This window comes from Candidatus Saccharimonadales bacterium, assembly GCA_036397795.1.
Taxonomy (GTDB): domain Bacteria; phylum Patescibacteriota; class Saccharimonadia; order Saccharimonadales; family DASWIF01; genus DASWIF01.
In genome coordinates, this window is sequence record DASWIF010000043.1 from 39859 (window position 1) to 53514 (window position 13656).

The window sequence follows — 13656 nt, forward strand, 5'->3', positions numbered from 1 at the left end:
TAAGAAGCAGACTTAATTCAGACTATTTTTGGTGTAGACAGAACCATCCGACTCAAGGGTCGTGCTTAGTACAAACGAGCCACACTGCCCACCCGAACAAGTCGCGCCAGTCAGATCGTAGTAATACTCTCCGTCGCCCGCGTCAGCCGAGGTGTTTACGTTTGTCTGTCCCTGATTCGGGTCGACCAAGGCATCAGCGTCTAGACCCCTCGTAGGCATAACAACTGAAATGTCACAGCTGCCGGTGCCGTCACCGCAAGTTGTAGCGGTAGAGTTGTCCGGGTAGTGGCCGAAATCAGCGTAGTACGCCTCGAGTTGTGTGGCGATTGAGTTAAGGTCGGTGCGTCGTTCTGTGTCGCGCGCTCGAGCTTGAACCCCTTGGAACGTGTTTAAGACCAATGCGGCCAAGATGCCAATGACCACAATGACGATCAAGAGCTCGACGATCGTAAAACCGGCTTGTTTTTTGCTAAATTGTTTGAGCATAGGGTGCCCACCTCCTAATTAATGTTAGTTCGATCACCCCACGGGGGTTATCTAAGCCAGTATTATAACGATAAGCGTAAGCGTGTCAACAGATGCTTATTGAATATTTTGGCTCAGTGAACTAATTGGGCCGATGACACTAGCGGCGATTAAGCCGACCATCCCGCCCATAACCACAATCATTAAGGGTTCAATAATCGAACTTAAACTATCGACCAGGGTATCGACCTCTTCTTCATAGAAGTCCGCAACCTTAACGAGTATTGTGTCGGTTTGTCCGGTTTCTTCTCCGACGGACAACATCTGGGATACAATCGGTGGGAAGATTGTGCTTTGGCTGAGCGGCTCCGATAATTGTTTACCGGCCATTACAGCCTTGCTTGCTGCCCTAAGCTCTTGTTCGATTACTTTATTACCAAGGGCGTTTGCGGTGACGTTTATTGAATCGAGCACTGATACACCAGCGCCCATCAAACTGCTAAATGTTCTGGCGAATCTAGCAATTGCAACTTTGATTACCAGGGTTTTTATGACCGGTATTTTGAGCAGTAGTTTATCTAGTGCCGCCTTTCCTGACGGGGTTTTGACAAACCGCCGGACGATAATTGTCAAACCGACTATCACGCCAAATACGATTAACCAATAACTTATCATAAAGTCACTAAACGCCAACATAACGCGCGTATACGGCGGCAGTGCCGCACGTCCGTCGCTGAGATCAGTAATGATGCGACCAATTTTAGGTATGACCACCAACATCAAAGCAAAAAAGGCGATAATAGTGATAGTTAATAACACCGCCGGATAAGTCATTGCCCCTTTTATTTTCTTTCTTATGCTGGCATCTTTTTCTTGTTGCAAAGCTAATCGTTTTAATATTTCATCCAAGATACCGCCGGCTTCTCCTGCCCGGACCATGTTTATATAGATTGGGTTAAAGACGTCTTTATGTTTTTCCAGAGCATCGGCGAAATTAATACCGCCTTCAACGTCTTTAGTTACTATTTCCAGTACCGTGTTAAGTTTTTTACTGTTGGTTTGCGAACGCAAAGTCGCTAAGCTTCTAACCAGCGGCACTCCGGCGTTGATCATAGTCGATAGCTGGCGGGTAAAGATGACAAGATCCCGGGATTTAACCTTGCTGCTGCCGGGCAGGCGGAGCTGGATATTATTCGGGTCGAACCCGCTCTTATGAGGTTTGATTAACAGCGGTTTAAAGCCTTGTTTGGCCAGCATTTCACCGGCGATATCCTTACTGCCGGCTTCAATCGTGCCGGCGACGGTTTTGTTCTGCTTATTGACGGCTGAATAGTCGAATTTTGCCATTTTGGTTACTTAGTCCCTCGTTACCCTTACGATTTCTTCAATAGTCGTCATGCCGCACAAGGCCTTAATCAACCCGTCGAGCTGCATCGTTATCATGCCCTGCTCGATTGCTTTATTTTGGATATCTTCACTGGTCGCGCCGGCCATGATCAGCTTTTGGATGTCACTGGTGTTAGCCAGTACCTCATAAATACCCATTCGACCCTTGTATTCGGTTTCGGTTGGCGGTTTGTCGGTCGCTGCGGTTTTTTTGGCCCGCCAAAACACCGGTTTGGCGGTTTTTTCGACTTTAAAACGTTCCTGGGCTTGGTTAACCAGTTGCATCAAATTCTTCCAATCGGTCTGGTTCTTAACGCCAAAAACCTTTTCTATTTGTTTATACTCCTCGTCGCTTGGTTCATATTTCTCGGCCATGTCGGGGTTAAGTTTTCTGACCAGCCGCTGGCCGACGACCACCCGGACGGTGCTGGCGATAAGAAACGGCTCGATGCGCATGTCTAACAGCCGAGGCAGACAAGTGGCGGCATTGTTGGTGTGCAAGGTAGAAAAGACCAAATGGCCGGTTAAGGCGGCCTGAACTCCCAGCCCGGCCGTCTCGCCGTCCCTGATCTCGCCGACCATTATGATGTTAGGGTCTTGGCGTAGCAGCGCCCGCAAGCCGTTGGCAAAAGTCATATTGGCTTTGGGGTTAACCTGGGTCTGATTGACACCCTGCAGACGGTACTCAACCGGGTCTTCGACGGTGCTGATATTGACGTCGGGTCCGTTTAAGATATTGAGAATACTATGGAGAGTGGTAGATTTACCCGAACCAGTCGGTCCAGTGACCAAGATCATGCCGTTCGGTTCTAAAATTGATTCATTGATTCTATCTAAGGCGCCGTCCCAAAAACCCAAATCCTCCAGACTAGCGGGATCACTTGATTCGTCTAGGATACGCATGACGACTTTTTCGCCGTCGACTGTCGGTAGGGTCGAAACCCTAAAAGCAAATATCCGGCCGTTAAGATTTATTTTGAAGCGGCCATCCTGGGGGGACCGCCGCTCGTCAATTTTGAGGTTGCTTAAGATCTTTATCCGGCTAACTAAGGCGGCGTGAACTTTTTTCGGCAGCTTGTTGGCTTCTTTTAAGACTCCGTCTACCCGGTACCTAACCTGAACCGACTCGTCCCTCGGCTCGATGTGGATGTCGCTGGAGTTTGATTTGATGGCATACTCGATGATCAAATTGACGGTTTGGGCGATCGGCGAGTCCTCGGCGACGTCGGATTCGCTGATATCATCTTCGTCCGGCACGTCCTCGTCGGATATGACTTCGGTGATCTCGCTCGATATGTTACCGCGGTACTGGTCCAGAGCCGCCAGAATATCCTGGCGGGTAGCAACGTTGATTTCGAGTTTCTTGCCGACTTGTTTTTGCAGAAAATCAATAGCCTGAACATCATCCGGGTCTTCCATCGCCAGAATTTTGGTGCCGTCCGCCTTTAGACCCAATAGGGCCACGTTGTATTTGCGGGCAATTCGTTCGGGGATTTGCTTTAAAACTTCTTCATTGATGCTTTTTGGGTCGATTTGAATAAACGGGATGTCGATCTCTTTGGCGTAAAGATCGGTCAGCTCGATTTCATTGACCAGCTCTTCCTTGATGACGATATCCTGCAGGGGTTTCTTGTGGGTCTTGACCTTTTCTAGCAGTCCTTCGACTTGGTCTTCTTTGATTTTGCCAGCGTCTAATAGCAGTTGCTGGACCATTGAATCCGGTATCCGCATATCAAGGTGTATTGTAGCGTAATCGCTCATGCTTGGATAGCAGCCTGGCTGCGCTATACTTGAATCTACAAAAGGAGCAAAACCATGGCCAAAAAGTCCGATTCGACGGCGAAGCAAACAGATGAAAAAAGTAGTGGTCGGAGTAAAGCCTTGGGGCTGGCTCTGGAACAGATTGAAAAACAATTTGGCGCCGGCGCAATTATGCGTCTGGGCGAATCCCAGAAAATCAATGTCGCCACTTTTGGTTCCGGTGCTTTAAGCCTGGACCTAGCACTCGGCGGTGGTTATCCGCACGGCCGGATTATCGAAGTCTACGGCCCGGAAAGCTCGGGCAAAACCACACTGGCCTTACACGCCGTGGCGGAAATTCAAACCGGCGGCGGTACGGCCGCTTTCGTCGACGCCGAACACGCCCTGGATCCGCAATACGCCAAACGGCTCGGTGTAAACTTAGACGAACTTTACATCGCCCAACCAGATAGCGGCGAGCAAGCGCTGGAGATTACCGAGACGCTAGTGCGGTCAAATGCAGTCGATCTAATCGTGGTCGATTCGGTCGCGGCTTTGGTGCCTCGGGCCGAGCTGGAAGGAGAGATGGGGGATGCCCATGTTGGGCTACAGGCCAGGTTGATGAGCCAAGCGCTAAGAAAACTAGCCGGAGTAATTTCCAAGTCCAAATCAACGGTCATATTTATCAATCAAATCCGCATGAAAATCGGTGTTATGTTTGGCAATCCAGAGACCACGACCGGCGGCAACGCGCTGAAATTTTACGCCTCGATTAGGCTCGATATCCGCCGTATCGGTCAAATCAAAGACGGCGAGGATTCGGTCGGCAATCGGGTACGGGTCAAAGTCGTAAAAAATAAAATCGCCCCGCCGTTTAGAAACGCCGAATTTGACATTATGTTCAACGAGGGTATATCAAAAAGCGGCGACGTGCTCGATTTGGCGACCGAGCGCGGGATCGTCGGTAAAAGCGGCGCCTGGTACGACTACAACCAACAGAAGATCGCCCAGGGCCGGGAAGCGGCCAAACAGTATTTGACCGACAACCCCAAGGTGCTGGCTGAGATCGAGCAGAAAGTTCGCGACGCCGCCAAAAAAGCCGACTAGTGGCCAAGATATCGGCGATAAAACAACAGGTTAAACGAACCGGGCGGGTATCGGTCTATCTCGACGGCAGATACAGTTTTTCCCTGGCCCGGGATCAGTTGGTGCAGTTGGGCCTGAAAGTCGGACAGGAGTTGAAGCCGCCGGAAGTAAACCGCCTCAAGACGGACATGGCCTATGGCAAACTCCGGGATCTGGTCTATAAATGGCTCAGTCTGCGGTCGCGCTCAGAATATGAAATAAATGAGTACTTGCGCAAAAAAACTGATGATGAGGACCTAAAGAAACGAATTGTCGAAGAACTAAAATTATATAATTATGTTGACGACAACAAATTTAGCGAGATGTGGATCAGAAACCGCCGGCTGCTCAAGCCCGTATCAAAATACCGGCTGAGGCAGGAACTATTGCAAAAGCGCGTGCCGCAAGAAATTATCGCCGAGAGTCTGGATTCGGCTAAACTCGATGACTTGGCGGCGGCCAAAGCCGTAATCGCACGGCGCGGGCAGCGGTATGCAGACCAACAAAAGTTGATGGCTTATTTGGCGCGCCAGGGGTTTAGTTACGATGTAATCAAGCGAGCTTTGGCGGACTAATGAGACTATATAATTTTCTAGACATAGTTATATAATTAATGAAACAGCCGCAGATATAACAGAGAAAAAACAAACTATATATCTGTTAATAAAACTATATAATTACTATAACTTAGTTATATAATTAATTTTGATTATTCATCCGTTATCGATGACGAGTCGGGATTCAGGGCCGGTTTGGCGGTGCCGAACAACAGTTTTTTAAGCGACCAGCCGCGGCTGGTTTTAACCGTCGCGCTTTTGACCACGATTTCGGTATCGCTGACCTTGACGATTTGCTGCCGGTGGATAATCAGCTCGGTGGTAGATAGGCTTTTTGTTACTGTCTGGCGGACGTTGATCCGCATTATTTTCCAGCCCAAAGTGTCAAACGCAAAACCGTTGACTTTGCCCAGGCGCCGGCCGTCTTCGGTTAAAACCGGTTTATCGATCAGTTGAAAGTCAATATCGACCACTTCTTTTAGCCGGACGAGCCCATCCGGTTCCATTAGCTGTTCGTTATGGTCAATGATCGCGCCTTGGCTGGAGAAATCGCGGATGTCAACGGTGTGGAGAATCAGCGGAGCGGGGTTGAGCCGGGTTTTGACGTAGAGCGCCATTACTTCCAGGCGGCGCGGGTCGATCAAATAACCGCTCACCTGCCCGACTTTATGCGACGCCTGGACGCTGGCGACGTCGGTACCGATCAGTTTGTTATTTAGAACTAGCATAAGTACTATTGTAGCTTAAGCACGTTATAGACAAAACATGCTTATGATTGCATAAAATTAATTGATGACATACTTTAATTTCATGGGGAAGCGAATTAAAGCTGGTATCATCGCGGCTTTGCTGGTCTTAGGTCCGGTTGTGGCCCAAAACGGCGGCTCGACGACCTTGCCGCCACTGTTGCTTATTACTGAGGTTATGACCGGCTCGCTTAGTGATGCTTCGGCAGAGTTTGTGGAACTATACAACCCGAGTCATCAGCTAATTGACAATCAACAAACGACACTAAAATTGCAATATTTGTCGGCTACTGGCACTAACTGGCTAACTAAGACGACCCTTGTTGGCGAGCTGCAACCTAGGGGCCACTACTTGATTGCCACTGATGATCTGGTCGAAAATGCCGATATTTTTACCGGTTTGGGCTTAGCGGCCAGCGGCGGTCATTTACGCTTGCTGCTGGTATCAGACAGTATTGAGTCGGTTCTGGACGAGCTGGCGTGGGGCGATGCCGCCCAGCCGCAGCAGCTGGCCGCACCGGCGCCGGACAAAGGACAGAGTCTAAAGCGCCGGCTGAATGAAGATGGCCACTTTATCGATACTAACAACGATTTTGAAGACTTTAGCATCAGCTTGGCGCCGAGCCCAGAACGGGCCGAGCCGATAGAGCTTGACGAGCCATTGCCAGACTTATCTGGTGGTAGTGGCAATCACACGAGTGGCGGAACAACTCCAAACGCCGGTTCACCGGCAGCGAAAGGCAAGTTTTTGAAGGTCGAGATTACTGAGCTGATGATTGATCCGGATAAGCCCTTAACCGACGCGGACGATGAGTTCGTGGAAATTTATAACCCCAACAAAACGGCGGTGGATTTGGAGGATTACGTCATCGAAACCGGCGCTAAGTTCAGCTATCGGTTCGCGCTGCCGAATATTAGCCTCAAAGCCGGTCAGTATCTAGCGGTCTATTCCATCGATAGCAACTTAGTGTTGAGCAACAGCACCGGTGCCGCCAGATTGCTGGATCCGGCTGGCAACGTCGTGTTTGAGACGCCAACCTACACCGACGCCAAGCCAAATATTACATGGGCGAACATCAGCGGACAGTGGCAATGGACAGGATCACCCACTCCCGGGGCGGCAAACCAACTTTTGCCAACCGGTCCGGAGTCGGCCGGCGCGTCGACCGGCGCTAACGGGCTAAGCCAGGGCAGTGTGTTTGCCGCTGGCGCCGATGGCCGGAACGAGTACGAAGATCCGGCCGAAACCGAGGCAGCCATGAACACAACGGTAGTTGCGGGAGTCGGCTCGATGGCGTTACTCTATGCGGGATATGAGTACCGCTACGACATTGGTAATCGATTCCACCAACTTAGACGCTACCTTGAGTCTAGGCGCCAAGCTCGGCCGAAATCTTAGAGGCGGCGAGCTAGTCGAGTTGATTAGTGATCTCGGTGGCGGCAAGACAACCCTAGTGCGCGGCTTGGCCCGGGGGGCCGGAGCCAAAGACGGTGTAGCCAGCCCGACCTTTACCATTAGCCGGGTGTATCAAAGCCTGATAGGTAAAATTTATCATTATGATTTCTATCGGCTGAATGAAGCCGGTATCATGGCCGACGAACTGGCGGAGAGCCTGGACGATCTAGCGGCAGTAACCGTGATTGAGTGGTCGGATATCGTTAAAAATCGGTTGCCTAAAGACCGGCTGAGGGTCAGAATAAGCGTAACCGGCGAAAACGCTCGGCGGTTTGAGTTGAGCGCCGGAGTTAGACACCAACACTTGTTACGAAACCTGTCATGAAAATTTTGACCATTAGAACCGACAAACCCGACGCCGAGATCGGCTTATTTGAGAGCCTGGAGCAAACAGACTATGAAGTCTGGCGGGCCCATCGGGAGTTGTCGTTGACGATCCTAGCTAAAATTGATGACCTGTTAAAAAGAAACGGCCTAGAATTTGCCGATATTGACGGAGTTGTAGGCTTTAAGGGACCGGGTTCGTTTACTGGTTTGAGAATTGGCTTAACGGTAGCGAATACCCTGGCATATGGCTTGAGAATTCCGGTGGTTGGCTCGGACGCTGAGGCCTGGATCCAAGACGGCATAAGACGGTTGTTAGCTGGTGAAAACGAGCAAATCGCCCTACCCCATTACGGTCGACGGCCGAACATAACAAAGCCGCGAAAATAACAAATTTATTGTTTTTAGCGAGTTAAAAAAGTACAATTTTCTTAGGACAGAGTTTTTTGAAGAGGTCCGATTCAGTCATTAATTTTTGTATCGTGGCGAAAACCAAAGCTAGCCGGGTTTGATAAATTTTGGGTCAGGAGTCAACTGGCCAGCCGCGGGTAGCTTTTGCTAGTAGCCAAGAGGAAAGGACAGATAATGGAGCCAATTACGCTCATTGTGGGCGCCGCTGCCCTGGGTGCCGGTTTTGTGGCGTCCCAATCCGCCACCAAGCGGCGGTTAGGCGACGTTGAGAACAAGGCCAAAAAAGAAGTAGAAAAAGCCAAGGGCGAGGCCAATCAGCTGGTAATCGAGGCCAAGGACGAGGCCGCAAACCTAAAAGACGAAGCCAGGCAAGAGGCCGACAACCAAAGAAAAGAAGTCAAAAAGATCGAAGAAAAAGTCCGGGAGCGGGAAGTCGCGCTAGATAAAAAATTGGACGAACTGGATAAACGGGCCGAGGGGCTGCGGGCCAGTGAGACGGAAATTGAAGAGCTGAAAAACGAAATCCGCACGATCCGGGAAAAACAACAAGAGAAACTGGAAAAGATTGCCAAATTGAAGAAGAAAGACGCGGTTGATCACCTGCTAAAAATGACCGAGCGGGACGTTAAGGAAGACTTAAAAGGGTTGATTTCCAAGCTCAAAAATGCCGCCGCTGAAAGCGCCGAAGAACAAGCCCAAATGGTGATTTTAACCGCCATGGAACGACTGGCCAGCGACGTTACGGCCGAGCGGACGGTGACGGCGGTGAAGCTGGAGGACGAAGAGATGAAGGGCCGCATTATCGGCAAAGAGGGTCGTAACATCCAAGCTTTTCAGCGAGAAACCGGAGTCGACGTGCTGGTAGATGACACGCCCGGGATGATCATCCTCTCTAGCTTTGACCCGATACGGCGGCAAATTGCCCGTCTGGCGATTGAAATGCTGCTCAAGGACGGACGGGTCCACCCCGGCCGGATTGAAGAAGTCGTGGAAAAAGCCCGCAAGCAGATCGACAAGGATATTGACATCGCTGCCGAGGACGCTTGCCGCGAAGTCGGCGTGGTCGGCATCCCCAAGGAACTGATGCGTTATTTGGGCGAGTTGAAGTTCAGAACCAGCTACGGGCAAAACGTATTGAAACACTCGACGGAAATGGCTCACCTGGCGGGTATGATCGCCGAAGAAATCGGCGCCGACGTGGCCGTCGCTAAAAAAGCCACCCTGCTGCACGATATTGGTAAAGCCCTGACCCATAAAGTCGAGGGCAAGCACCATCACATTGGTGGCGAGCTAGCTCGTAAGTACGGTTTGCCGGAAGAGGTCGCCCACGCCATTGAGGCCCATCACGATGACATCGATGCTACTACGCCTGAAGCCTTAGTAGTTAGAGTTTGCGACGCTATTTCGGCTGCTCGTCCCGGGGCTCGCAACATCAGCGCCGAAAACTTTGCCGAGCGAATGCGCGAGCTGGAAAATGTGGCGACTGGCTTTGCTGGCATCGATAAAGCCTACGCTATAAGTGCCGGTCGAGAAGTCCGGGTGATTGTCCGGCCGAGGGAGATTGACGACCTGGGTGCGATCAAAGTAGCGCGTGATATTGCGACAAAAATCGAATCGACCATGAACTACCCGGGCACCGTCAAAGTTAATGTCATTCGGGAGACCCGGGCCGAGGAATACGCCAAGTAACGCTCCGCCAATGAAAAATCTGAGCGCCGCCCCATCCGCCGTCGTCCGGCGGATGGGAATGTTCGGGTTCATGGTTTTCATCTTTTGGCAGTACTCGCTAGAATCTGAAATGAATTTAGGTTAGCTCATGGTATTTATCGTATCGGAGCAAATTAAGACAAAGGGACGAGCCGAGGCAGGTGCTGTGATAAATAGATGACAGCATGCTATAATCACCCCTGTTCGCTTGCGGATAGTACTTGTAATTTGGTTATTGGTTATTGAGTATTTTAGCGAAGCGACAGCGGGGCGTAGCGCAGTTGGCTAGCGCACCGGCTTTGGGAGCCGGGGGTCGGAGGTTCGAGTCCTCTCGCCCCGACCAAAAAATGAAAAGGCCGTGCTTTTAGTTACGACCAACTTGTTTGAAACCAGAAAGACCAAAGAGTACGAAGGTGTCGTGACCGATGAGGCCATCGCGGGTGCTGACTTAAAAAAACCTGTTTGCTAGCGCGGGCGCGATATCGTCGGCGCCGATATCGACTATAAAACCGTTGGGTATGGGCTCAATGCTGATGGTCAGCGTCGGCAGCATCACTCTACTAATTGAGGCAGTTATCTTGACCGCTTAAATCACCGAAACATCCGCCGTTAGCATCGAGAATAATTACATTTGGCGGATTGTCGCCGTTAGCCTCGATTGTCCGGTTGATTACCGCATTGACCCGGGCGTCGTCGCCGATTCCGGCTGATTCGATTTGACGGCAGAAACGAATCGTTAAATCCTCACCAACCAATCTAAGCGTAAAGTCCCCACCGCCGTCGCAGCGGGAGCCGGCAGCCAACCTAATAGGGTTAAACAAACCGGCGGCTTGCTCGTCCTCGGTGGGGCCAGCAAGCAGTTGTTCGAGGGCTGATTGATAGACATCTCCGGCTTGGACTTCACGGCTAACCGACGAGGTAAATTCAAAATCGTCATAACTCTCTGGTGATTTTGAAAAGTGAACCGTCAGCATCAGGGGGGCGGTTGGTTGGGACGTCACGGATTGGTTGTCGCGTGAGTCGTCTCGGGTTTGCAGCCAAAAAAATCCGGATATGATTCCCAAAACTACTACTGTTACAATGATAAACCACGTCAGCTTTGTCATCGGCTATTAATTATACGCTGGAACGGGTATTTGCTGATATGATACTTTTTAGGTGTTTCAGCGCAGAATTCAAACATATTTGGGCGAGTTCGTTTACGGCGGAATCGATGGTATTGTCACGACTTTTGCGGTTGTGGCGGCAGCCGTCGGCGCCGGACTTGAGAGCTCGGTCATAATTATCTTAGGTCTAGCCAATTTGCTGGCCGACGGTTTTTCAATGGGCATCAGCGCCTATCTGGCGCAAAAATCAGAACAGGCGATGGAAACGGACTTACGTTTCAAAAAAGAGCCCATAAAAGTCGGCCTGGCGACGTTCGCCGCCTTCGTGTTGGTAGGTTTCGTGCCGGTGCTGGTTTATATTTTGGATCTGATCGCTGATCTGGAGCTTGACAATCAGTTTTTATTGTCGTCGATATTAGCGGCCTTGGCGTTTGGCGGCATTGGCTGGGTTAAAAGTTATATAGCCAAGGAACCAAAATTGTTGGCTATAGCCGAAACCCTCGTTTTAGGCGCCATTGCGGCCAGCGTGGCCTATTTCGTCGGTAATCTTTTAGAGCGGGTAATCAATTAGACTGCAATGACGGAATCGAGCCGGAAAATCCTTTAAATTAATCGTTATGTGGTGTAGTATCTAACGAGTACTTTAAGTAAATAAAACGGAGTAAGCATGCTAAGCACGTTCGGCCTTTTAGGTCTCGGCCCGACAGAACTAATTGTCATTCTCGCCATCCTGTTGCTTCTTTTTGGTGGTAAAAAACTGCCCGAACTGTCCAGAAGCCTGGGTCAGTCGATGAAAGAAATGAGAAAAGGGATGTCGGAAGAAGACAAGGACGAAAAGTCCAACCAGTAGACGTTTTAAGCTAAAACAAAAACTTTAAAAAACAAAAATGCAGGAACAAACAGGTACACTAGTCGAACATTTAATTGAGTTGCGAAATCGGTTTTTTAAGGTCGGTTTGATTTTTATCGCGGCTGGTATCGGCGCTTATTTGATTAACGCTCAATTGACGACTTGGTTGATCAAACCACTAAATGACACCCTGGTTTATACTTCCCCAGCTGGCGGGCTGAATTTTACTCTTAGTCTGATTTTTCTAACCGCTTTTATTATCACCCTGCCGGTTTTACTCCGGCAAATCGTGTTATTCATCCAACCGGCAATCAGCAACAAAGCCGGCTTTTCCCTGGCCAAGCTGACACTAGTATCATCCATTTTGGCTTTCTTGGGTGTTTTGTTCGCCTATTTTATCACGTTGCCGCCGGCCTTAAGCTTCTTACGGGGCTTCAGTAGCGATCAGATAGAATCGTTGATTACAACTGATAACTACTTGTCTTTTGTTAGTATTTATCTCGGCGGTTTTGCGGTGCTGTTCCAAATACCGCTGATAGTTTGGATAATAAACAAATTTACGCCGCTCAAACCGGTCAAACTAATGAAATATCAACGGCATGTCGTACTTGTTTCATTTGTGGTGGCCGCCATATTAACGCCCACCCCAGATCCGCTTAACCAGTCAGCGATGGCCGTACCGATGGTTTTGCTGTATCAGACGGGCGTCGGCCTAGTCTGGGTTAATAACCGCAACCGATTTGATAAATTCACGCCGGCCGTTAAATCGAGCCGAGCCGAGCCCACCATCGCTTTTGACGAGGTCCTGGCCGAAATCAGTGACGGTAACCGGCCCAAACCAAGCGCCCAGACACCACCAGTGAGAACCAGCGGGCCAGCGATTGATGGTTTTATGCCTCTTGAAACTGACAACCGGCCGACCCGTCAAGAATTTAGCCGGCGACAGGCCGGGCTTCGGGCGTCGATTCGGAAACCATCGCGTCAACCGACGTCAAGTACGGTGTTTCGCGACCGGATAATGGACATCGTGTGCTGAGCTTGACTAGCATAAGTATTTTATGCATACTACCACTTAAGCATTAGAGAGACTAAAGATGAGACAAAAAAGACAAAAAAATCTAAAGAAAAATATTTTGCAAGCCAAAATGTCCCGCAAAGAATTTTTGCAATACTCCGGCACGGCGTTAGTCGGTATAGCCGGCGTCACTGGAGCGATTGATTCAATCGGCAAATCCTTTGGTAAAAAAGGTGGCGATGATTCTTACGGCTCATCAGCGTATGGTGGCAAGAAGCGGAACGCCTAAACATGGCCAGACTACCAACTCCAGGTGGCGACCAAGGACAGTGGGGTGACATTCTCAATGATTTTTTAAGCCAACAACACAGCGCAGACGGTACTCACGATTTATCCCTTGATGATTTAAGCGACACCAGCGTAGCCGGAGCCAGTTCTGGGCAATTTTTGAGTTATAACGGAACCGCTTGGGTACCTGGTACCCCGGCGGGAGCCGGCGATTGGTTAGCCGACGGTAGTGTTACCGCTACCGGTAACTTCAACCTCGGTACTAATCGGATTACCAATGTGGCCGAGCCGATCGGCATGCAGGACGCCGCCACCCGAAACTACGTTGACACCAATCTGGTAACCGACCACGGCGCCCTCGGCGGTCTTAGTGACGACGACCACAGCCAATACCACACCGATGCTCGAGCCGACACTTGGCTAGCGACCAAAGACTCAGACGACGTGGTTGAAGGAGCTACGAACCTTTATCTCACCACC

The 13656-nt window shown here is 50.2% G+C and carries 16 protein-coding genes and 1 tRNA gene; 12 read left to right on the top strand and 5 right to left on the bottom strand.

Annotated elements, in window-relative coordinates; translation table 11 throughout:
• Nucleotides 1–12 precede the first annotated feature (12 nt).
• The 3 genes from VGA08_03020 to VGA08_03030 all read right to left on the bottom strand — a co-directional run bounded on the left by VGA08_03020 (nucleotide 13) and on the right by VGA08_03030 (nucleotide 3612).
• Nucleotides 13–486: a type II secretion system protein gene (locus VGA08_03020; GenBank protein HEX9679565.1), complete on the bottom strand. Its 474-nt coding sequence runs from the start codon at nucleotides 484–486 to the stop codon at nucleotides 13–15.
• A 96-nt stretch (nucleotides 487–582) separates the two neighbouring features.
• Entirely contained in the window at nucleotides 583–1812 is a 1230-nt protein-coding gene (locus VGA08_03025; protein HEX9679566.1) for a type II secretion system F family protein, read from the bottom strand.
• A gap of 9 nt (nucleotides 1813–1821) precedes the next feature.
• Entirely contained in the window at nucleotides 1822–3612 is a 1791-nt protein-coding gene (locus tag VGA08_03030; GenBank protein ID HEX9679567.1) for a GspE/PulE family protein, read from the bottom strand.
• Nucleotides 3613–3666: 54 nt separating this feature from the next.
• Between VGA08_03030 and recA the strand changes: the two genes are divergently transcribed.
• Complete coding sequence (recA, locus tag VGA08_03035; GenBank protein HEX9679568.1) at nucleotides 3667–4698, top strand: recombinase RecA; 1032 nt, start codon at nucleotides 3667–3669, stop codon at nucleotides 4696–4698.
• Nucleotides 4698–5291, top strand: a complete 594-nt coding sequence (locus VGA08_03040) for a RecX family transcriptional regulator (GenBank protein ID HEX9679569.1) — start codon at nucleotides 4698–4700, stop codon at nucleotides 5289–5291. Before recA ends, VGA08_03040 begins: the two co-directional genes overlap by 1 nt.
• A gap of 134 nt (nucleotides 5292–5425) precedes the next feature.
• On the opposite strand, the gene VGA08_03045 is transcribed toward VGA08_03040, so the two are convergent.
• Nucleotides 5426–6001 (bottom strand): hypothetical protein, encoded by a 576-nt coding sequence (locus VGA08_03045; GenBank protein HEX9679570.1) that lies wholly within the window; start codon nucleotides 5999–6001, stop codon nucleotides 5426–5428.
• An 82-nt stretch (nucleotides 6002–6083) separates the two neighbouring features.
• Between VGA08_03045 and VGA08_03050 the strand changes: the two genes are divergently transcribed.
• The 5 genes from VGA08_03050 (at nucleotide 6084) to VGA08_03070 (ending at nucleotide 10260) form a co-directional block, all read left to right on the top strand.
• Entirely contained in the window at nucleotides 6084–7418 is a 1335-nt protein-coding gene (locus VGA08_03050; GenBank protein HEX9679571.1) for a lamin tail domain-containing protein, read from the top strand.
• Nucleotides 7333–7800, top strand: a complete 468-nt coding sequence (gene tsaE, locus VGA08_03055) for a tRNA (adenosine(37)-N6)-threonylcarbamoyltransferase complex ATPase subunit type 1 TsaE (protein ID HEX9679572.1) — start codon at nucleotides 7333–7335, stop codon at nucleotides 7798–7800. Before VGA08_03050 ends, tsaE begins: the two co-directional genes overlap by 86 nt.
• Complete coding sequence (gene tsaB / locus VGA08_03060) at nucleotides 7797–8189, top strand: tRNA (adenosine(37)-N6)-threonylcarbamoyltransferase complex dimerization subunit type 1 TsaB (protein ID HEX9679573.1); 393 nt, start codon at nucleotides 7797–7799, stop codon at nucleotides 8187–8189. Before tsaE ends, tsaB begins: the two co-directional genes overlap by 4 nt.
• A 195-nt stretch (nucleotides 8190–8384) precedes the next feature.
• Nucleotides 8385–9899, top strand: a complete 1515-nt coding sequence (gene rny / locus VGA08_03065) for a ribonuclease Y (GenBank protein ID HEX9679574.1) — start codon at nucleotides 8385–8387, stop codon at nucleotides 9897–9899.
• Nucleotides 9900–10183: 284 nt separating this feature from the next.
• Nucleotides 10184–10260 (top strand) — tRNA-Pro (locus VGA08_03070).
• A gap of 217 nt (nucleotides 10261–10477) precedes the next feature.
• Here VGA08_03070 and VGA08_03075 read toward each other — a convergent pair.
• Nucleotides 10478–11023 (bottom strand): hypothetical protein, encoded by a 546-nt coding sequence (locus VGA08_03075; GenBank protein ID HEX9679575.1) that lies wholly within the window; start codon nucleotides 11021–11023, stop codon nucleotides 10478–10480.
• Nucleotides 11024–11075: 52 nt separating this feature from the next.
• Between VGA08_03075 and VGA08_03080 the strand changes: the two genes are divergently transcribed.
• From VGA08_03080 to VGA08_03100, 5 genes are all read left to right on the top strand, one after another.
• Nucleotides 11076–11594 (top strand): VIT1/CCC1 transporter family protein, encoded by a 519-nt coding sequence (locus tag VGA08_03080; protein ID HEX9679576.1) that lies wholly within the window; start codon nucleotides 11076–11078, stop codon nucleotides 11592–11594.
• Between the two features lie 96 nt (nucleotides 11595–11690).
• Complete coding sequence (tatA, locus tag VGA08_03085) at nucleotides 11691–11873, top strand: twin-arginine translocase TatA/TatE family subunit (protein ID HEX9679577.1); 183 nt, start codon at nucleotides 11691–11693, stop codon at nucleotides 11871–11873.
• A 37-nt stretch (nucleotides 11874–11910) separates the two neighbouring features.
• Complete coding sequence (gene tatC / locus VGA08_03090) at nucleotides 11911–12909, top strand: twin-arginine translocase subunit TatC (GenBank protein ID HEX9679578.1); 999 nt, start codon at nucleotides 11911–11913, stop codon at nucleotides 12907–12909.
• A 58-nt stretch (nucleotides 12910–12967) separates the two neighbouring features.
• Nucleotides 12968–13177: a hypothetical protein gene (locus VGA08_03095; GenBank protein HEX9679579.1), complete on the top strand. Its 210-nt coding sequence runs from the start codon at nucleotides 12968–12970 to the stop codon at nucleotides 13175–13177.
• Nucleotides 13178–13179: 2 nt separating this feature from the next.
• Nucleotides 13180–13656: hypothetical protein (locus VGA08_03100; protein ID HEX9679580.1), on the top strand; the 477-nt coding region annotated here is incomplete at its 3' end.